Raw genomic sequence first — 22,899 nt, 5'->3', positions numbered from 1 at the left:
TAGCCTCAGCGGGCGACGATGCGTCGAGACAGGCCTGAACGAAGGGAGCGCGACATGGCGGACAGTGCCGCGAGGAAAGCGGACTATGCCAAGGGCTTGGGGGGTGTCTCCTCTCTGGAGTCGGCCCGGACCCAGGTCGAGAAGATCCAGAACAGCGTCGGTGAGATCGCCGCGCGTTCGGGCGTCGGCGGCGACGAGGGCCAGGCCCTGCTGAAGCTCTTCCGCAGCTGGAACGCCGAGGCGCAGAAGGTCGTCATCCAGATCAGCAAGATGGTCGACGCGCTCCAGGAGAACGTGACCTCCGCCAACCGTCTGGCACAGGAGAACCAGGACCTGACCGAGGTCCTCAACAGCAAGACCAGCCAGGGCGTCTTCGAAGCGCTGCGCTGACCCGCCCCCGCAGCACCGGCCCCCGTACGGCGAGGCCGGACCCCCTGAGCTTCCCGGGCGCCGACGCCCGGCCGTCCGAGAGGAGACGTCATGGCCGACGGCATCATCGACGTGCAGTACCCCGCGGTCCGTAACGCCATCGAGGAGTTGATGGCGCAGACCCAGCAGATCATCACGACCCTGAACAACCTGGAGGACGAGCTGAAGCCGCTCGTCACGTCCTGGGAGGGCTCGGACCAGGAGACGTACCGCCAGGTCCAGGCGGAGTGGGACCAGGCGACCAAGAACATGGCCATGCTCCTCGGCGACAACGGCGAGCTGATCCAGACCATCCACGACAACCACTCCCGCGACGAGCGCAGGAGCGCCGACAACTGGGGGAACGTGCGGGCCCGTTAGGGCTTGACCGGAGCTTCGCCTCGTCCATCCGCAGGGCGGGCCCGGCGGCCGCCGCCGCGTACGACCGGAGGACGCCGAACCGCCCGTATCCCGGTCCCACACGGACGGTTCGGCGACGCGCCCTGCACCGCCGCCCGAAGAGTCCGGGAGACGGATGTGCCGCACGCCGGCCGGCAGGCGGGAATCTCCGAACCGACCCGGTGTGCCCACCCGGCACACGGGCCCACCGGCCCGGCCGTCGCCCGTGAGCGGGGCGTCCGCCGGGCTCCCGTATCCCCGTCCGGCAGCAAGCGGCAGGAGAGCGTCCCATGGCCGGTGAGAAGGCCGACGTCAAGCATTTCGACCTCAAGCAGATGGAGAACTTCCGGGACAACGAGGTGCAGCCGGTGTACACCGCCGCGAAGAAGCACAAGGAGGACGGCGACGGGTCCCACATCCGCCCGCTCGGCCACCTCATCGACGGCCACACCACACCGGAGAACCTCGCCCAGGACAAGCAACTCCTGCGCATCGGCAGGATGGTCACCGAACCCCTGGTCTCGGGACCGAAGCTGATCGAGGACATCCGCACCGCGGCCGAGGCCATCGACAAGCTGCTCGGTGACCAGATGGACCTCTTCAAGGAGCTGAAAGAGGCGCTCACCGACACGATCGACGAGGCCAACAAGACCAAGGACAAGAACCTCGACGCGATCGACGCGCAGACGCTGCTCCAGACCTTCGACGAGGTCGACACCCTCACCGCCGGCACCACCGGCGACCCGGACGACGAGTCCTGACCCACCGACCAGAAAGGGCGCCCGGTGGCCGATCGCTACGATCCCAACTCCGTCGCCAACCTCGACAAGTTCGACAATGCCGGAGACCCGTCGAGCGACACCTGGGCCACCCTGGTCACCCACATCACCGGCTATCCGGTGCCGGACCGCAACACCGTCTTCGACACGCTCCGATCCGAACACGGCGGCAAGCTCTTCCGGATGGACATCAAGGAGCGCAGCCTCTCCCTGCTCGTCAAGGACTCCGGTTTCCTGACGAACAAGGGCGAGGACTACGACATCTGGTTCTTCGACAGCGGCAAGAAGCGGTCCATCATGCAGGCCCGGATCGTCTTCGAGGGCCGTGTGAAGGACGGCGAGGAGATCATCTTCGCCGGACCGGGCTCGGACAACGTCCATGACGCACAGGTCCGTGAGGGCAACGAGTTCACGGACTACCACAAGGACAAGATGAGCACCATCCCGCTCGCCCGGTACATGAACGGGCCGCGGGCGGCGCTCCTCGGCCTGCTGGGCGGCAACACCCAGGACGCCCGGTTCAGCAACCTGGGCGTGCCCGGCGCCGACGTGGTGGACCTGAACTCCTTCAACACCACAGGGGAGTCCTTCGACTTCGCCGCCAAGTTCTTCCGGAACCACGCGGTGGTGCTGAAGGACTGGGAGGACCGATTCGGGCGGGACGACGCGAGCTGGAAGGGCGAAGCGGCGGAAGTCTTCCGCGGCCTGCTGAAGAAGATCCGCGAGAACTACGACAGTTACGTCGAGACCTTCGACTCCAACCCGGGCTCCGGCGACGAGACCGGCACCGGCAACACGGTGTACTCGCGCGCCCTGTCACTGGGCCGCAAGTATCTGGTGGACTCCGCCAACAAGCTGCTGGAGGCGTGGCTGGCCTGGGCCAAGTCCCCGTACTACGACCCGCACCAGGTGCTGCGCTACGTCCTGGACGACCTCGCCCAGTGGGTGGATGCGAACAACGTCGCCAAGACCGACATCAAGTCGTACACCTCCCGCTACACCACAACGGTCAGCCACAGCCCGCAGGGCGGCTTCTCCCAGGTGCACCCCGAGTACGGCGACCTCACCGACATCGCGAACTGGGCGAAGGTCGGCGACAAGGCGGTGAAGATCTGGAGCCAGGGCGTCGACGAGTTCCTCGGCAAGCCCGCCGCCCAGGTGCAGTCGAACCTCAACAACCACTTCCTCGACCTCGGCGACGACTTCTCCGACAACGTGCCCAAGCCGAAGTCGACCAGCACGGCCGCGGAGGAGTACGAGGAGAGGAAGGCCGAGGAACAGCAGGAGGAGATCAACCGGCAGAACGAGGAGAACCGCAAGTACCAGGACGAGCTGCGCGAGGAGCAGGAGCGCCAGCGCGAGGAGGACCGCAAGTACCAGGAGGAACTCCGCGAGGAGCAGAGGCAGCAGCGGGAGGAGGACAAGAAGTACCAGGACGAGTTGCGCGAGGAACAGAACCAGCAGCGCGAAGAGGACAAAAAGCTCCAGGAAGAGCTGCGCAACGAGCAGAACCAGCAGCGCGATGAGGACAAGAAGTACCAGGACGAGCTCCGCGAGGAGCAGCGGCGTGAGCAGGAGGAGGCCAAGCGCGAGGCCGAGGAGCAGGCCAAGGCCATGCAGGAGAGCCTCGGCGGCATCAATGACCCCAACGCCGTCACCGAGCAGAATCTCGGCAACCTCGACGAGCTGCTGAACCCGACCACGGTCACGGAGAGCCTGGGCGATCTCGGCGACATGAACAACCCGGGCGGCGACCAGGAGGCTCTCACGAGCACCCCGCCGCCGGTCACCACGAATCTGGGCAATCTCGGGAACCTGAACAACGGCCCGGGCGGGACGAACAACGCCGCCAATGACGCGATCACCGAGAACCTCGGCAGCCTCGGCGGCCTGAACACCGGCGGCGGCTCCCTCAAGACCCCGACCGGCGGCACCACCCAGCTCAACGACGGCAAGCTCACCACCGACTTCCCGGACGGCAGCAGCACCAGCTTCGACCCGGACAGCGGAGAGCTCACGACCACCCATCCGGACGGCAGCGTCACCACGCAGAACCTGGGCGACGGCACCCGGGTCACCAACCCGGACGGCTCGGTCACCTCACTGGGCGACGACGGCAAGCTGACGACGACGTTCCCGGACGGCACCACGCAGACCGTCGATCCCATCACCGGGCAGACCACCACGACGAACCCCGACGGTACGACCACCACGACCGATCTGGGCAGCCTCGACGGCCTCAACGGCGGCCCCGGCGGCGGCGACGGTGTGCTCGACACCCCGACCGGCGGCAGCACACAGCTGACCAGCGGCGGTGATCTGACGACCGACTTCGCGGACGGCAGCCGTACCAGCTTCGACCCGGACAGCGGGACGCTCACCACCACGCACCCGGACGGCTCGACCACCACGACCGACCTGGGCAACGGTGCCGACGTGACCAACCCGGACGGCTCGGTCACCTCACTCGGCGACGACGGCAAGCTGACGACCACGTTCCCGGACGGCACCACGCAGACGGTCGACCCGACGACCGGGCAGACCACCACCACCGATCCGGACGGGAAGACCACCACCGAGAACCTGGGCAGCCTGGGCAACCTCAACAGCCAGAACGGACTCGGTGACCTGGGCGACCTCAACCCCGATCTGCCCACGGAGTCCATCGGCGACCTGGGCGACCTCGGGAACCTCAACACCGACCGGGCCGGCCTGGAGACCCCGACGGGCGGGAACACGGCCCTTCAGGGCGACGACTTCGCCACGACCTTCGCGGACGGCAGCAAGGCCGTCTTCGACCCGGACACCGGGACGCTCACCACCACCGACGCGGACGGGTCCACCACGACCACCGACCTCACGCACGGCGCGAAGGTGACCAACCCGGACGGCTCCACCACCGTCCTGGACAACGGCAAGCTGACCACCACGTTCCCGGACGGCAGCACCCAGGTCATCGACCCGGACACCGGCATCGCCACCGTCACCGACCCGCAGGGCAACACCGAGAAGGTGAACCTGCACGACCTCAACTCGCAGGGCGGCCGCGGCGATTCGGGCGTACTCGGCGACCTCGGCAGTCTCGGCGACCTCAACGGGGCCGGCGGCGGTGGCGGCACCGGCAACAGGGATGTGTCGCTCTCCGATCTGGGACTCGGCGGCGGCGTGGGCGCAGGGGCCTCCGGCGGCGGCCTGTCCGGGTCGGACTCCTTCGCCCCGGGCGGCTCCGGCGGACTCGGTGCCGAGCCTCTCTCCGACGGTGTCGCCGCGAGCGAGGGCACCCCGCTGGCTCCCGCCGCCACGGCCGGCGCCCCCGGCGCGCCCGGCACACCCGGCAGCCCCGGGATGCCGATGGGCGGCGGCATGGGCGGCATGGGCGCGGGCGGCGACAAGGGCAACGGCGAGCGGGTGCGTGCCGTCCTGGTCGACGCGGCCGAGGAGAGCGAGCGCCGCAACCGCCGCGGACGCAGCCCGTGGAACCGCCAGGAGGACAACGACACCTTCCTGGCCCCGGCCTCCCGGGTGGCGACCACCGGCGCCGACAGCCCCGAGGAGGAGACGGAGCCGGGCCGCAGGGTCACCAGCTCCGCCGACTACCTGGAGGAGGACACGGACGTGTGGGGCACCGAGGACGGCGGCACCCCGGCCGTCATCGGGCGGTGAGCCCCGCGCGTCCCGGCGAGACCACCGTGCGGAGACGAATCCCACCGGCCCCGGCTTCCACAGCGGGAGCCTCACCAGGCAAGATCAGCAGGGCAGTTGATGAACCGGTCGACGCAGAAGGGCAGGAGCGAGCGTGACGGAACCGCTGGAGAAGCGCCTCGAGAAGGCGATGGCCGAACTCCAGGCGGCCCAGGAAGCGGTCGCGCGCACCGAACGCGAGCTGCGGCAGGCGTCGTTCGCGGTGCTCTCCTCCGACCGCGCGGTCCGCGCCACCGTGGGCCCGCAGGGTGAACTGTCCGGGATCGAGTTCCTGGAGAACAAGTACCGCGACATGTCCCCCCAGGAGCTGGCCGCCAGCGTCCTGGAGGCGGCGAACGCGGCCCGCCTGAAGATGAACCGGCACGTGATGAAGGCGATGGCGCCCTTCGCCGAGCCCAGCAGCAACGTGCCGGAACTGAAGGGCTTCGAGCTGGACTGGGAGCAGATCTTCGGTCCCGAGGTGCTGCGCGAGGACGACGAGGACACCGCGCGCGACGGCCAGGCGGCCTCCCCTGCCTGGCGGGACGCGCTCGGCGAGGACGGGGAGGACTGACCATGGGGCAGCGGTACTACGTCGACCCGCACCGCATCGAGGCGCTGGCGAGGCAGCTGGAGGAGATCGGCACCCTCGCCACGAGCATCACCGAGGAGTTCCTCGACGAACTGGCGCCCACGGTCAGGTGGCCCGGCACGGAAGGCGAGTTCGCCGAGAAGGCCAAGCCGCAGGAGCAGAAGGAGCGTCAGACCACCAAGGAGACGATGATGTCCATCCGCGACGCGCTGGTCGGCATCACCGACGCCACGGTCAGCCAGGTCCGGATGATGAAGGACACCCGCGACCGCAACCTCGAGGACATCGAGCAGGGCAACAACCGGCTTGAGACCAACGGGTTCGACGGCGACGGCGGCCCGGGCGGGCATGGCCGCCGCTGACGATCCCGGCACCGCCGGCCGCTCCCGCACCACGCCGGGAGCGGCCGCTGCGTCCTGCCCGCACGGTCTCCAGGACGGCCCCCGATGAGCATCCAGGCATCGCCCGAGGTCAACGCGATGATCTTCATCCTCACCGGGGAGAAGCTCATCGACGCCGACGAGGACCTCGCCTACGAGAGCCGACGGCCCTACTCAGGACTGGGGCGCAAGCTGGACCGGATGTCGTCACTGATCGACAAGTCGGTCCACGACATCGCCGAGGTCATGCCGGACGACCTGGCCAAGTCGTACGCCAAGGCGATGGGCATGCTCATCGACGACGGCGGCAAGAACTACCTGCGCGACTTCGCCGAGCAGCTCGACAAGATCGCCGAGGGCCGGCGCAAGACCTCCATGGACATCATGGAGTCCAAGTGGCAGGTCATCGCGGAGGTCATCAGGCTGCTCATCGAGATCGCCATCTACCTGGCGATGTCCTTCTTCACCGGCGGCGCCTCGGCCAGCCAGATCATGATGGCCAAACTGCGCAGCCGGTTCCTGATCCTCACCACGCTCACCCATCTGCTCCAGCGGCTGCACATAGCGCCCTCGCTGACCGAGGCGTTCGCCGAGGCGTTCACCACCTTCGCGGTGCGGCTGGCGATGATGAACTTCGCCCCGGACGGCCGCCGCCCCGACGGGTTCGACTGGAACGACATCCTCAAGTCCGCCGCGTTCGGCGCCGCCGCGGGCTTCTTCACCAGCATCTTCGACAACTTCGCGAAGAACATCGTCAAGAGCTACGACAACAACTTCCTCAAGAACGGGCCGGACCTCGACTTCAAGCCGACCCCCAATCCCAACCTGCGCAACACCCCCGACCTCGACTTCAGGAACAACAGTCCCAACCCCAAGCCGGACCCCGATCCAGGGCCGGGCCCGAACAACCGCCCCGACCCCACCCCGAACCCCAACGGGAACGGCCCCAACCTCACCAACAACCCGCCGGTGACGTTCCGCAACGACCCGCTCTCCTTCCGGAACAACCCCGACCTGTGGCGCAACAACCAGCTCCTGCGCAACAACGCCGACCGGCCGGGCGCGCTGGCCGGGCACTACGGAATCAAGGGGACGGCCGACTTCCTCGCCGCCGGAGCCGGCGAGTCACTCGCGGAGATCCTGATCAAGGGCGCCTTCGAGGGGGACTGGTCCACCAGTTGGTCCACCTTCGTCGGCGCCGGCGTCAGCAGCCAGGTCGAGGCCACACTCACCGACACCGCCCAGAACAGCGGCGCCGAACTGCGCCACGTCATCGACAAGATGCGCAACCAGCCGCCGACCGTCTCCGGTGACACCACAGACACCGGCGACTCCGACACGCGGGACTCCTCCGACTCCTCCCGCTCCCAGAACGGTGACGGCACCGACCGCACCGACGGCCCCTCGACCGTCAACACCCCGGGCGGCGTCGGCTCCTCGTCCACCTCACCCCAGCCCGTCGCCCAACAGAACACCGGGCAGGGCGACTTCACCGGAAGCCAGTCTCCTCCGCCTTACGTTGCGGAGAACCCGCCGCTGTACACGCCCCTGGACCCACCGCCGTACTCCCCGGGCACGCTGCCCGTGACCGCCGCCGAGAACGCGCTGTGGCAGCAGGTCCACAACGGGCCCGCCGAGGTCCGCGAGCAGGCGCTGCGCGACATCGCCGCCCTGCGCGGCGCCGAGCCGCCCGGCAGCACGGAGATCGGCGTCCGCGACAGCGTGCACGGCAACCTGTCGCAGGTACCCGAGGTCAGGGTGGTGCCCGCCGGGAACGGCCCCGCCGCCCAGGTCGACGCCGACCAGGTCCGCCGCGCCCTCGACGGCTTCGGCACGCCGGTCACGGTGGACGACCCGCTGACCACCACGGGGGCCCCGGAGAGCAACGTCCAGAACCCTCCGGAGGTGGCAGCCGAGCAGGACGACCGTACGGCTCCCACGCCGGAACAAGCCGACGATGGCCCCGTCGCCTCCAGCGGCCCCGCCAACTCCGCAACGCCCGGAACGGCCACCGGCGCCAGGCCGGGCGGCGTACCCGCCACCGGTGGCACCCCGGCTTCCTCCGCCCCGCCGCCCTCGGCCACCCGCACCCCGGACGGCACGGCCCAGGTGGAGGACTCACAGACGACGACGGACGGCTCTGCGCAGACTTCGCCGTCGCCGGAGACCACGTTCTCGCCGGAGACCACGGCATCTCCTGAGACGACGTCCTCGCCGGAGGTCACGGATTCTCCGGAAGTGACGTCCTCGCCGGAGGTCACGGTTTCTCCGGAGGTCACGGCATCTCCTGAGACGACGTCCTCGCCGGAGGTCACGGATTCTCCGGAAGTGACGCCCTCGCCCGAGACCAGCACCTCTTCGGAGGCCACGTCCTCGCCGGAGGCCACCTCTTCCCCGAGGCCGACGCCACTCCGCCGAAGGTGAGCACCACCGGCTCGTACGCCGACACCGCCGATACCACCGGCACCGGCGCCATCGGGGAGACGGGCGACGCACACGGCATCAGCGGCGTCACACCGGCACCGCCGCTGACCATCGTGGTCTCGGAGGTGCCGCCGCCGGGGGAGGGGTCGCCGGAGGCCGTCGCGTTGTTGGACGGGGCCGGGACGGACCGGGCTGTGGTGCTCGGGCCGGCGGTCACACCCGACGGGGCGGGGCGCCCGGTCCGCGCCGCCGTCGAGCTGACCCGCGAGGGGCCGGGCGCCCCGGTCCGGGTGCGTCCGCTCACCGGCCCCCCGCCCGCCATGACGCCGGACGGCACCCCGGTCAGCACGGAGACCGCCTTCCCCGGCGCGGACGTACTGCTGCCCCTCTCCGACGCGCTCGGCCCCGCGGCACGTCCCGCCACCCTGAGCACCACGACGACCGACAGCGGCCCTGTGATCACCACCTCGGCCCTGCCCCCGAAGGTACTCACCGAGACCGTAACCCCGCTGCACGGCACCGGAGTCGACTCCGATTCCAAGGTCGTCCCCACCGTCACCACCGAACCCCCCGCGGCCAAACTCGCCACCCTGTCCCGCCCCTGGACCGAACCGGTCACCGACCTGCACCTTGAGTCGGGTCATGGCAACGGGGCCGGGGGACAGGCCACCGGCCCGGACGGCGGCGGGCGCGGCCCGGGCGGTGACGGCACTCCGCTGCCCCCGCCCCGGCCCACCACGCCGGACAACGCCCCGGCGACACCCCCGTGGCACCCCCGCCACCGGGACGGATCGTCGTGCGGCGCGCTGACGACGGCGGCACCGCCAACGACGGGAACGGCTCCACCCAACCCGTCCGCGAGCCGTACGTCACCACCCTGGACGGCCACACGGTGCCCGTCGAGCAGCTGCGGCGCTGGGTGCCGGGCGCGGCGGTGAAGCCCCAACCCGGGCGTGCCGTACAGACGTTGACGATCTCGCAGAGCTCCGCCGAGGACGGAACGTCGCACAGTGCTGCGCGCCAGGCTCTGCTCGGCCAGGACACCTTCCGCGGTGTACGCACCACCTCCGGTCCCCTCACCCCGGGGCCCCACTCCGTCCAGCCCCCGCCCCGTACGGTGTTCACCGGCCCGCCGACCGCCCTTCCCGGCTCGGGGACCGAGCAGGGCGCCGACTACTTCGCGGGGCACGGCACCCCCCGTACCGTCACCCTCGGCACCGACGACACGGCGCGCCCCACCGTGAAGGTCAGCGGTGTGCAGCTCGGCGAGGTGCTCAAGTCCTGGGCGCAGGAAGGCGATCAGGACCGGCCGCTGGTGCTGTTCTCCTGCGAGACGGGGCGGCAGCCGGAGGTGGCGGGCCTGCCGGTGGCCCAGCATGTGGCGAACCGCACCGGGCGGCCGGTGTATGCGCCGACCACCGAGGTGGGCACGGTCCGGGACCGGGACGGCGAGGTCCGTCCGGTGCTCACCGAGGGGCCGGACGGGCCGGGCCGGTGGCGGCTGTTCACCCCGGAGCCCAGCGGCGCCGACCTGGACGCGCTGGCGCGCGACGCCGGCCTGCACACGGGTCCGGAACCGGCCGACGCCTTCGCCCGGGCCCGTACTCTCCAGCAGATCCGTACGTTGCGCGATGCCCTCGGCACCGACGCCGAACAGCGCCCGGACAACCGGGAGTTGCTCGCCGGTCTCGCCTATGTGGACGGCCTGCGCTGGCTGAGCCCGGACACCGCCGCACGCTACGGCTACGGCCGCATGACCCCCGATCTGCTGCGCCGTATGGTCACCGATCGGGTCGGTGCCACGGGTGGTACCGACGTCGTCGATCCGGCGGCCGGCCCCACCGTCGAGCAGTACACCGAATTCCTGGGCGCGGCGGCCGAGTTGCGTGCCACCGCCGGACCCGACACCACCCTCGACGCGCTGCTGCCCCCGCCGCCACCCGCGCTCCCGCCGGCCACCCTGGTCTCGCCGGAGGACGTGCGCGGTCTCGCCTACGCTCCGGCCGCGCAGGTCACCTGGTCGCTCTCCGACACCCCGCTGCCGCTGTCCGAGCTGGCCCTCAGCCCCGAGGACACCGCCGAACTCGCCCGCCGCAGACCCGACCTGGCTTCCACGCCGAGCCGCCCGGAGAGCCTCGCCGAAGACCTGACCCTGTACAGCAAGGGCGCCACCACGACCGGCCCGGCGGACACCGTGGACGCGGACGGCACGCAGTTCAGGCGGCTGGACACGCCGGGCGACGGGAACTGCCTCTTCCGGGCACTGCTCGACAGCGCGCGCAGCCAGGACGTACCGCCCGCGTGGGCGGCGCGCAACGTCGCCGGGCTGCGCGGCATGCTGCGCGACCGGTTCACCGGGTCCGAACTGGCCACCGCGGCGGCCGAGGCGATGCCGGACCCGGTGCTCGCCGTGGTGGACGACCTGCGGATGACCGCCGTCGCCGGGGTGCGGGACCCGGACGCGCGGCGCCGGATCACCGAACGCTGGAACCGGATCGCGCAGTCGGTCGTCACCGACGGCGACGCCCGCCAGTGGCGGCGCATCCTCCGCGACAGCGGCTACCCGCGCCTCGCCGAGGTGGCCCCCACTCCCGCCGACGCGCGACGGCTCGGTACCGAGGGGCTCATCGCCGAGGCGGCCGAACGCACGGAGCTGTGGTCCTCTCCCTTCGCCGACCTGCTCCCGCAGGCATTGGCGCACACCCTCGACCTCGACCTGCGGCTCGTCCAGCACGACCCGCAGTCAGCGGGGAACCCCCTCGTCACGACCCTCCACCCGGGCGGGCAGGGCGGCACCCTGCACCTGGCCTACAACGGCAGCAACCACTACGACGCCCTGGTCCCGGCCAACGCCCCGCTCACCCCCGTACCGGACCCCGCCACCACCCCGGAGCCGGCCACCGAGGAGCCGGACGGCTCCGACCCCTTCAGCGAGTGGCTGCGCAGCATGGGCGGGATCACCGACCTCGACCGCCCCGACCCCGAGACCCCCGACCGGGGCGACCCGGTGCCGCTGGAGACCCAGCTCGAACGGCACCGCCCGGCCCGGCTGTTGACCGGCCCGGACGCCCGGCCGCCGGGCACGGCCCCGCGCACCGTCACCTTCGAGGACGGCAGCCGGCTGCCCGCCGTACTGATCAGCCCGGAGGCCGATCCGCACGGCGGGAGCCCGGACGGCCGCACGGACGGGGCGCGGGGGACTGTCCCGACCGGGCTCTTCACCGGCCCCGGTGTCCTCACCCTGCGCTCGCCCGAGCAGGTGGCCCAGGAGATCCTCGGGCAGCTGCCGAAGAAGCTGCGCGACCAGTTCGACGAGGGGGAGCTGCTGCGCCTGCTGACCGAGCAGCCCGGCGCCTTCACCGCGCCGCGCGGCGCACGCTTCGTGGGCCGGGAGAGGTCCGGCGTCGGCCACGAGATGACCGTCGAAGCCGTCCCGTACCACCGCTGGGAACGCTTCGCCGACGTGCACGGCGGCACCGTACGGCTGGACACCATGCGGCGCGGCCAGGCCGGTACGGGCGGCGGGCGCAGCGTAGGCTACGGACGCCGGATCGCCGCCGCGCTGAGCATGGGCCCGCCGCTCAACTGGCTGTTGAAGATCGGCGTCTCCCTGGGCTGGACCCGCAGGACCGACTACACGCAGGGCACCCAGGCGTACCACCAGACCGAGCACCGCGCCCACGAGGGCTCGCACCTGCACCTGGACGACGTCCACTACCGCGTGCGCGTGGACCGGGTCACCGAGGCGCCACCGAAGACCCCCGGTCCGGCCAGTTCACCGTCCACGAGCCCCGGTTGGCAGCGCAGCCCGGTGCACACCGCGCAGTTCGCCATGCGGGACGGGCTCAGCTGGCGGCTGCCGGACGACCTCACCGTGCCTTTCGCGGGACCCCGGCGGGCTCCGGAGACGCTCACCTTCCCGGACGGCGTCGAACCGCGGGTCAGCGACACCGCCGGCCTGCATCTGACCGACCCGCCCGAGGACCTGGCGCTCGCCATCTCCGGTGCGCGGCCCGGCAGTTCGGCACACCGCACGCTGGTCTCGTACGTCCGGCCGGGGCGGCTGCTCGCGCTGTTCGGGCGGTTCTCCGGGCCGGTCAGCGGACCCGAGCTGACCCGGGGGAGCGGTCAGCACCCACTCGGGCACCTGGTCGTCGAGCGGTCGATCCCGCACCGGGCCACCCTGGTCACCGAATCGGTCAAGGCGGAGCTGCGCGACCTCACCCAGACCACGTACCAGAACGAGCGCGGCCACGCCCGCGACACCCGCTTCGGCGTCCAGGTCACCGCCGGCCCCAACTACACCCTCGTCGGCCCGGAGACCGACGTACGTCTGCAGGGCGGCCCACTGGTCCGCGCGGACCTCAGCACCGGGCGCGGCCACTACCTGGGCACCGACGCCGCCCGCAAGACCACCGGCCGCGTCCGCAACCACCCGGTCGCGCTGTACCGGGTGGAGCGCACCCTGATGGTGCGCAAGGCCGGCGAGCCGGCGTCCGCGGCCCGACCGGTCCGGGTGGTCAGCCTGGACTGGATCTCCACCCAGGACGCCCGCCGGCTCGCGGGCTGGGACAGCCGTACGCCCGGGCAGACGGGCCCGAACCCCGACGCCGAGCCTCCGGTGCCGTGGTACCTCACCCGCGAGGACCCGGTTCACCTGAGCGGCCAGGTCCGCGCTGAGGGCTTCCGCCCCGACCGCCCGCAGAACCCCGTACCGAACCAACAGCAGAACCAGAACGGGCAGCCCGCCGCCGCCCCCGCCCCCCAAGACCCCATGCGTGCCTTCGCGGACACCGTCCTGGAGACCCTGCACCGCTCGTACCCGTCGCTGTTCGTCCCGCCGCTGATGCTGCGGCACCCGCGGCTGGCGAAGTTCTGGTACGGCGACGGGCGGATGCGGACCGCGCTGCACAACGACCGCCAGGTCCGCGAGGCGCTCAACCGGCCCACCCTCGCGCAGAGTCTGGACGACCTGACCACCACCGGGGTGCCGGTCACCCTCACCGAGGACGGCAAGGTGCGCCGCGGCCACCACACCCTGATCCTGCGGGCCCGGCTCAGCGACCGGCGGTTCGAGACCACCATGAGCGAACGGTCGCTGCGCAACGCTGTGATCGGCACCGAGATCTCCGGCCAGGGGCAGCAGGCGTCCACCACACTCTCCGGCGGGGTGGAGCTGGGCATCTCACCGCGTGACCACGACAAGGCGCCCGAGGCGGGGGTGCCGCGCCAGACCGGCAACGTGGCCGTCGGCGTCCGCTACGCCAAGACCGACCAGAAGGCCACCCGGAACACGGTCGCGGTCACCCACGACCACCTGACGTTCCAGAACGGCGCCGACCTCTACAGCTACCAGGTGGAACTGGGCGCCTCGTTCGAGGGCCACCGCCGCCCGCGCGGGTGGGCCCGGCTCGCCTCGGTCGGCCTGCTCGGCGCCGGCGTGTTCGTCAGCAAGGTCGAGGAGCGCCCGCTGTTCAACCGGGGCAGCGAGACCGTGGGCCGCGTGGAACTGGCCGTGCCCGTGGCGCACGGCTCCGAACGGCACGCCCCCGCCGACCCGCCGCCCGGCGGACCGGTCACGGCACCTGCGGCCACCACCCCCGCACCGCAGCGGCTCTCCGCCCTCGAGGCCGACCAACTCCTCGACGGCACCCGCCCGCTGCCGAGGACGGAATCGGCCGAACGACAGCTCACCAGGAGACTGCTGAGCGCCCCGCACGTGGTGCTCAGCGCCGAGGGCGGCCCGCAGCGCCAGCAGCTCGTGCAGGACACCGCCGACCGCGCCTCGGGCACCTCCTGGCACGTCAGCGCGCCCGGCGCCCCGGTGCGCACCGCGCTGCGCCGGGCGATGGCGAACCTCAACGTGGCCGGCCAACTCGGCCAGTACCTGGGCCCGTTCGGCTCACGCATCACCGGGCTCAACGGCGCCGGACCGTTCCAGACCCACTACCTGAAGGCCGCCGTCCGCGGCGAACTGCACAACCTGCGCGTCAAGAGCGACCCGAAGCCCGCCAGCCTCGAGGCCACCATCGGCAACGAGCACCGCGTCGCAGGCAGCGCCGGCACCACCTCACGCACCACCCTCGGTGTCCAGGGCACCGACATGCCGCTTCAGCAGGCCCCGGGCCAACCGGCGGTGGTCGGCTCCTACTCGACCGCCCTCCAGTACGCCTGGGGCAAGGGCCGCAGCGTCTCGCAGACCCTCACCCGGGGACGCAACACCACCCTCACCTTCGCCGGGCGCATGTACCTGGTGGTCGGCGACGCCGCCGAGACCGTCGCCGTACGGGACCGGTGGACGGCCGCGATGGGGGCGATCGGCACCCGCGCCGGGGACCGGATCAGCTCCGCGGCCGGCCGGCTCTCCGAGCGAGTCGGGCGCGGACTGGCCCCGCGCCGGGCCGCCGCCGCGCTCCAGCGCGTCCACGACGCGGTGATGTTCCACCTGCCGATGCAGGACGCCATCGAGGCCGGACTCGCCCCCGACGGCCTGGGCACCAGCACCCCGCGCAACCTCGGTGGCGGCTACCGGCTGCCCGGCTTCCTGAGCGGCCGACGCTTCCCCACCCACCCCAGTGGCCAGCTCGACGCGAGCCACGCGGCGCAGCAGCTGATGGGGCGGCTGGAGAAGATCGGAGTGCCCTCGCACGACCGCGAGCAGGTCCTCCAGCGGCTCTCCCCGGACTTCCTGCGCGCCAACCTGCACGAGCTGACGACCGACGGGATGACCCTGCCCGTCCGCTACCGCGCCTGGTCCAGCCCGCTCCGGCTGCCCGTCGGCGGCAGCCCCGGACAGGTCCGGTTCAAGCTGACGCCGGTCACCACCACCGTGGAGCGGCTGCGCACCGGCTTCGAGTTGGAGGACTACCGCACCACCGCCCGCGACGACGCCGACAACTCCTCCCAGGACCGCGGCGCCGACGTGACACTCGGCGTGGGCCAGCGTGCGGTGGACAGCGGCGTCCTCCTCGCCAACCCCTCGCTCCAGGGCACCGCGGCCAAGCAGCGGTCGAGCACCCGCACCGAGACCGCCGGCAGCACCTTGATGCCGAACATCGCCACCACCCAGGCGCACGCCGAGATCGTCACCAGCTACACCCTGACGGTCACCATGACGGACGCGACCGGCGAACCGCTCTCCCCCCGCGCCGTCGCCCCGGTCGGCAGCCTCAACGAGATCCTCCCCGCAGGCCTGCTCACCCCGGACGGCGACGGCGCCGACGGCGCGCTCACCGAGCAGAACGTGCCCGAACCCGAGCGCGCGGTACGGATGCTGACGGCCGATCAGGCGCGCCCGGACGGCATCGCCGCCTGGCGCAGCGGCGACCCCGGCGACTCGGACGTCCTGCCCTTCGACGACCAAATCGGCTCCGGCATCCTCGCCGTGGACATCCGCGGCGCGGCCAACGTGCAGGACGCCCTCACCCTGGCCACCGCCCGCGCCGACGGCCTCGGCGACAGCGACCTCGGCAAACGGCACACCGGCAGGACCCTCGGCGAACGCGTCCGGATGGCCCGCCTCACCCCGCTCACCGGCCTCGGCACCGCCCCCGCCCAGGCCCAGCAGGAGGCCACCACACAGGTCGGCCTGACCGCCGGCTTCCGCGAGGCGCTCGGCGCGAACGGCTCGGCGCTGCCCACCCAGGCCTCCGCCCGCCTCTTCGGCCAGTCCCACACCGCCGACTCCCGCCTGTACGCGAAGATGCACCGCCGCGGCGCCCGGCTGCTCACCGTGGAGAACAAGCCGCGCATGGAGGCCATGCAGCGCGCGAAGACCTCCGACGCGCTGGAAGCCGGCATCACCGACAACGTCGAGGGCGTGGTCGGCACATCGCCGCTGGCCGGCAACAGCAACGCGGGCGTCACCAACCCGGGCGCCGCGATCCCGATCGGCGGCGCGAACGACGGCACCGCCCTCAAGGGCACCGTGGACACCACCCTCGGCACCCACCTCAAGGTCGTCACCGACCGCACCATGCTCTTCGCGCTGCCGGTGAGCTGGCTGTCGGTGGCCGAGGTGGACCACCGCATCACCGACAGCCGCCCGCTGCACGTCCTCGGCAAGGCCAAGCGCGGACCCCGGGCCGCCGAGGCGGAGACCACCGCCCTGGTCTGGCTGCGCGAGGACATCGCCCGCGACTACGGCCTCCTGGACGACACCACGTTCCCCGACGAGGTCGGCAGTGCCTGGGACGACCTGGCGGGCGCTGCGGGCGACCTCGCCGCGGCCGAGAAGGGCTACTACGACGCCCGCGCGCGGGCCCGCGAGACGTGGCTCGACCTGAGCGCTGGGGAACAGGCAGCGCTCGGCGACGACCACCCCGACCGGCCGACCGTCCTGCCGCAGGCCATGGCCCAGTCCCCGGCCGTCGCCGCCTGGCAGGCCGCCCGCGAGGAGGTACGCCGCTGGGAACAGCGCACCGACGCCGCCGCCGCGGATCACCACCGGCTGCACCTCGCAGCCTCCCGCCTCACCGCCCACCACCAGGGTTCGGCCTCGGTCCCGGTGCCGGACCGGCAGCAGGAGTACACCGCGCCGGACTGGCGCTCCGAGGCGCCCGAGCCGTACACGATCACTGACGGCACCGACTCCATCCCGCGCACCCTCACCTCGCCGGACGGCACCACCGTGCGCGAGGTGCACGACATGCCGCACGATGGCGCCTCGTTCTTCCACGCACTGCTCGCCGCCGCCCACGACCGCGGCCGGCTGCCGCACCTGCTCGGCACCGATCTCGCCGGCCGGTTCACCGCCGCCCCCGGCGACCCGGCGGTCACCGAGCGGGCCGTCCGCGCCGCCCGCAACCGCCTGGCCTGGGCCCTGGGCGAGGACAGCAACGCGGACCTGCTCGACGCTCTCGCCCTGGACGCCGCGGACACCTTCACCCAGGCTGAACTCGACTTCGCGGGCGTGCAGTTGAGCCCCGCCCAGCAGGCCGAGTTCGACGGGCTCGGCCGGCTCCCGCAGACCGTCTGGCCGACCCCCGCTCAGCGCGTGGCGCTGGCCACCGCGGCCATGCTCCGCCCGTTCACGAGCGAGCCCCGGCAGGACGGCACCGGGCAACCCGACGGCGAACCGGCCCCGCCCGAGCGCCGCGCCGGCGACCACGGCGGCGCCGACCTGCTGCCCGCCCTCGCCGCCCGGGTCCTGGGCACCCCGCTCACCGTGGTGACCGGTGAGGGCCGCGACCAGCTCTTCCTCCCGCACGGCGCCGATCCGGCCGCCGTCGACCCGGCCACCGATCCGGTCCTCTTCGCCGCCGACGGCTTCTTCCACGCCGCCCTCCGGCCCGGCACCCGGCCCCCCGTCGCCACCCCGCTGCCGGCCCCGGCCGGCTCCACCACCGCCGGGACGACGACCGGACCCACCTCGCAGCAGCAGTCCGCGCACCGCAGCCACGCCACCCCGCCCTGGATGCCGCCCGCCGACAGCAGCGACCCGCGCTACCGCCTCGACCGCGACGGCATTCTCACCGCACCCGACGGAGCCACCTACGCCCAGGGCACCCCCACCGGCCGCGGCAACGGCTTCTTCGCCGCGCTCTCCACGGCACTGCACCACGCCGCCGACCAGCCGGGCCTGGACAGCCACGAGGCGGCCCGACTGCGCAGCCGCGCCGGAGCGCCGCCCAACCGGCTGATGCGCCTGAACGGCCTCCCCGGCACCCCGGTCGAGCGGGACTCGCTCTTCACGCCTCCGCCGCCCCGCCGGCTGCCCGGGGCGCCCGCACCGAGCCAGGACGCCCGCGACGGCCAGCTGCGCCGCCACCTCGCCGACGCCCCCTGGGGCCCCGGGGCCGACCGCGCGGTCGCCGAGTGGGCCGCCGCCGCGACCGGCGCCACCGTCACCCTCATCGAGGAGAACGGCACCGCCCACACCTACGCCGGACCGTCCGGCGAAGCGGGCCCCCACCTGAGACTCCGCCGCCGCGGCGGCGACTTCGTCCCCTTGATCCTGCGCACCCCGGCACCCGAGCCGCGGCAGGACCAGCAGGACCCGGCGAGCGTCCCGCTGCCCCCGTCCCCCACGGGCAGCGACCTTCCCAGCCCCTCGAGCGTCCCGAGCCTCCCGGGCCTCACCGCCGAGGAGGAGGCCCTCGACCTGAGCACGCTGTCCGGAAACAACCCCACCATGGACATGGAGGACGTGGGCGGCACGGGGCAGACGGGCTCGGACTCGGATTCAAACTCGGAGTCGGACGTCGAGATGGACCTCGACTCCGACGACGACTCCGCGCCCGAGAAGGCGGCCGTACTCACCGGCCCGGAGACCGAGTTCGCGAGTCGGTTCGCCGACCTCCTCGCCGAGCCTGAACCTCGGGTCGACGCCCTGCTGGACGTGGTGCGACGGCGCAACACAGCGCTCGGCGGCTTCCCGGACGTGGCGTTCGACAGTGCCTTCACCGAGCTCACCGGCATCGGCGTACCCGAGGCCCTGGACCACGCGGAGCAGGTCGGCCGGCTCCGGACCGAGGACTACGACGACCTGCGCGAGGCTCTAGGCCTGGGTACCGGCGGCCCGTTCACCCAGACACGCCCCACCGGCACCTCGGCACGGGACCGCGAGGTGACACTGCGGATGCTGGACCGGGTGGCCCGCCTGGTGAAGGAAGCCCTCCGCAAGGAGAACCGCGAGGCGGACGCCCAGGTCACCCCGCACATCGCCGTCGCCCTGCTGCCGGACGGCTCCCTCGGCATCGCGGGCAACACCGGAGCGAAGGCGCTGACCAGCGAAGAGGCCGCCTTGGTGGAGCAGGAACTGCGCTGGTTCGTCACCGGTCAGGAGGCGGCAGGCACTCCGCGGCAGCGAAAGCTGGAGCAGTGGAACCGGGACGAGGAGCAGCACCGGCAGAGCAGGGCGCGGCTGGACCGGCGACAGCAGGAACTCGACCAGCGGGCCCAGGAGTTGGCGGAGTTCCAGACGCGGCTGGACGAACAGTACGAGTCGGGTGCCTGGAACGACGAGCTGCAGCAGCAGTGGGACAACCTCCCGAACGAGGAGGAGTTCCTCCGGCAGGACCGCCGAAGCCTGACGGCGGACCAGCAGCAGTGGCGGCGCGACGATCGGTGGCTGGCCCGCAGGCGGCCCGCGATGGCACGGGAGATGCGGGACCGTACGAAGCTGCGGGCCCTGGCCACCGGCTGGTACCGGCTCTACCACCGCGGTTCACCCGAACTCGACCTCGTCAAGCGGGCGTTGGCCAACCCGACAGTCCTGAACGTCAGCGGCCGGGACGCGACCCCGGCCTTCGGGTCGTACGGCTCCGAACACGGCGAGATGACCCTGCTCGGGCACTGGGTCCAGCACTGGCAGAACAGCCCCGGCGACCCGAACAACCCGCACATGCTCGACCTGGGCGGGTTCAAGATGGCCTGCGCCTCCTGCGACCTCGCCTACCAGGCGGTCAACGAGCACATCGGGCGCCCCCTCGGCCACCGGGTGCAGGCATCCGGGACCCACGGCACGTTCTTCCCCGGCTGGCGCATGCCGCAGTGGATGCAGCAGCGGGCGGAGCTGTGGGACCACATCCGGGACAACGCGGCCGGCATCGGCGGGACCCTCGACGAGAACGGCGTGCTCAACGGCGACAGGACCGGTACCGGGAACCCGCAGAACCCCGACGCGTCCTCCTCCGAGTACGAATCCGGCGGCGAGGCAACGGACACGGATGCCGCGATGGACACGGATGCAGCGCCGGACAACGCAGCGCCGAGCCCGGAAGCGGTGGGCCCGCGGCTGCCCCGGAACCGGAACCCCGCCGCCGACCCACCGAGAGCGACCATCCCCACCCCAAGGGGCCCGCGGGACACCCGCCCCCGTTTCGTGGTGAGGTCGGGCTTCGACGCGCGGCGGTTCTCGTACCGGGGGGAGCGGGTCACCGACCTCACGGTACGGCTGGCGATCCGGGGCCCACAGGGCCAGACCGCGCACGTCCGCGATCAACTCGACGCAGGTGTACGTGACTTCCTGAACGACCCGGCGTACCGGCTGCCGAACGGCGACCGGCTGCACGTGACGGTCGAACACGTCGATCCGGCCGATGCCCCGCACTTGACGGTGGATCTGGCGGGCCGGGACCGGGCGATGGACCAGAACACCTGGTGGGCGGATGCCGATCCGGTGCACATGGTCCACGAGCTGACCCATCAGCTCGGCCTGCGTGACGAGTACCGTGACGCAGATTCCCCGCACCGCCCGCACATTCCCGGCAGCCTCCTCGGTGACCTGAACGCAAGCCCCGAGGACACCTCCCTCGCCGCGTCCGGTCTCCGTGGCCGTCACCTCGCCCTGCTCGGCGCGCTCGTCGGGAACGTGACCCCGCAGCCTCAGCAGAACGCCGAGCAGACCTGGGAAGCGGCGCGCACGGCCACCACCCCGATCACCCGAGAGTCCGTCTGGGTCGACCCGGTCTCCCTGCCCCGACCGGCCAACGGCACGGCAGGCACCGAAGTCCCGCCCCATATGCCGCAGGCGGCGACGCTCACACCGTTCAGGTCGGGCGGCTTCGAGTTCACGAACCTGAAGCACACCGAGGAGAAGTACCGCGACAAGGCGGTCCGGATCATCGAACTGCTCAGGGAGCATCCGACGATCCGGGACTACATCGGTGCCCGCCCCTGCCGGATCACCCTGCATCTGCGTACGACGGAGACGCCGGCCGACGTACGCGACCTGGGTGACGAGGGCGTCCAGATCAACCTGGCCAGCTACTACTTCGAGAAGTACGGCATAGGCCACATCATGGGCATGCTGGCCCACGAGATCGGCCTGCACCCTCTCGCCTCCCGCAACAGGGACATCCCCGACGAGGAGGCGATGTTCCGGGGCATCCCACTGCCGGTGCCGGGGCTGTCCGATCTCAAGACGCCGCGCACCATGAACACCGACAGCGCGGGCCAGGCCGACCACATCATGGCGGCCTTCCCCAGCAGCACCCGGCACGGGATCTACCGCGACATCGTCGTGAAGATGGCCGACATGCTTGCCGACGCCGCGCGGGACGGCGTGGAGGGAGCCAAGGCCAAGGACGTCACGGACCTGATCGACTGCTACCTGATGGACGTCGCCTCGATCGCCATCACCAGCGACTACCGGATGAACGCGGCCAAGGAACCCGGCAACACCGCCAAGGTCTACAACGCCTACAAGGCCCTGCTCGCCGAGCACATGGCAGAAGACAGCCCGGCCCGCCCACTGCTGCCCACCGACAAGGGACTGTTCGGCGTCGTACGGGACTTCGCCCAGCTCGCCACCAGCCTCGCGACCAACAACCGCGGCGACAGCATCCAGCAGCCCATCGCGACGGACGAGGCCCAGCCACGGCTCCCGCAGCCCTTCGAGACGCCCGCGCAGCAAGCCTCACCTCCGTCCCCGTCCCAGCGCGACAGCCGCCCGCGTTTCGTGGTGAGGTCGGGCTTCGACGCGAGGCGGTTCTCGTACCGGGGGGAGCCGGTCACCGACCTCACCGTCCGGGTCGCGATGCGCGGTACGGAGGGACAGACCGCGCATGTCCGGGACCAACTCGACGCGGGAGTCCGGCAGTTCCTGAACGAACCGGCGTATCGCCTGCCGAACGGCGACCGCCTGAATGTGACGGTGGAGTACGTCGACCCCTCGGATGCCCCGCACTTGACGGTGGATCTGGCGGGCCGGGACCGGGCGATGGACCAGAACACCTGGTGGGCGGATGCCGATCCGGTGCACATGGTCCACGAACTGACCCATCAGCTCGGCCTGCGTGACGAGTACCGTGACGCCGACTCCCCGCACCGCCCGCACATCCCCGGCAGCCTCCTCGGTGACCTGAACGCAAGCCCCGAGGACACCTCCCTCGCCGCGTCCGGCCTTCGTGGCCGTCATATGGCACTGCTGGGTGCACTCATCGGAGACATGTCTCCGGCGCCCGACCAGACCACGGACGAGCAGACCTGGGAGGACGCCCGTGCCGCGAGCACCCCCACCCGCCGTGAGTCCGTCTGGGTCGACCCGGTCTCCCTGCCCCGTTCCACCGACGGTTCGGCCGAGGTCCCGGCGCGCATGCCGGCGGATCCGAACGCGACCGTCACGCCCTTCAAGTCGGGGAACTTCGAGTTCACGAACCTGAAGCACACGAACGAGAAGTACCGGGACAAGGCGATCCGGATCATCGAGCTGCTGCGGAAGCACGACACGATCAAGGACTACATCGGCAACCGTCCCTGCCGTATCACCCTGCACCTGCGTACGACCGAGACC

6 protein-coding genes and 1 pseudogene are annotated in these 22,899 nt (G+C 71.8%); all 7 read left to right on the top strand.

The genetic code is table 11. The annotated features are described in order from the left end of the window. Window positions 1-54: 54 nt before the first annotated feature. Entirely contained in the window at window positions 55-390 is a 336-nt protein-coding gene (locus OHO27_RS03975) for a hypothetical protein (protein WP_328420339.1), read from the top strand. A gap of 90 nt (window positions 391-480) precedes the next feature. Continuing rightward, window positions 481-789, top strand: coding sequence for a WXG100 family type VII secretion target (locus tag OHO27_RS03970; protein WP_328420337.1), 309 nt, complete (start codon window positions 481-483; stop codon window positions 787-789). 308 nt (window positions 790-1,097) lie between these two features. Further along, window positions 1,098-1,568, top strand: coding sequence for a type VII secretion system-associated protein (locus OHO27_RS03965; protein ID WP_328420335.1), 471 nt, complete (start codon window positions 1,098-1,100; stop codon window positions 1,566-1,568). A 24-nt stretch (window positions 1,569-1,592) separates the two neighbouring features. Further along, entirely contained in the window at window positions 1,593-5,249 is a 3,657-nt protein-coding gene (locus tag OHO27_RS03960; RefSeq protein ID WP_328420333.1) for an AAWKG family protein, read from the top strand. A 133-nt stretch (window positions 5,250-5,382) separates the two neighbouring features. Next, window positions 5,383-5,841, top strand: coding sequence for a YbaB/EbfC family nucleoid-associated protein (locus tag OHO27_RS03955; protein WP_328420331.1), 459 nt, complete (start codon window positions 5,383-5,385; stop codon window positions 5,839-5,841). Window positions 5,842-5,843: 2 nt separating this feature from the next. Continuing rightward, window positions 5,844-6,221: a hypothetical protein gene (locus OHO27_RS03950; RefSeq protein ID WP_328420329.1), complete on the top strand. Its 378-nt coding sequence runs from the start codon at window positions 5,844-5,846 to the stop codon at window positions 6,219-6,221. A gap of 117 nt (window positions 6,222-6,338) precedes the next feature. Next, a pseudogene (locus OHO27_RS03940) lies at window positions 6,339-18,792 on the top strand (WXG100-like domain-containing protein); the annotation flags it as partial. Window positions 18,793-22,899: the final 4,107 nt, after the last annotated feature.

The organism is Streptomyces sp. NBC_00443, from assembly GCF_036014175.1.
In the GTDB taxonomy this organism is placed as follows: domain Bacteria; phylum Actinomycetota; class Actinomycetes; order Streptomycetales; family Streptomycetaceae; genus Streptomyces.
Note: the sequence above shows the minus strand (reverse complement) of the source record. Positions and strands in the feature narration are given on the sequence as shown.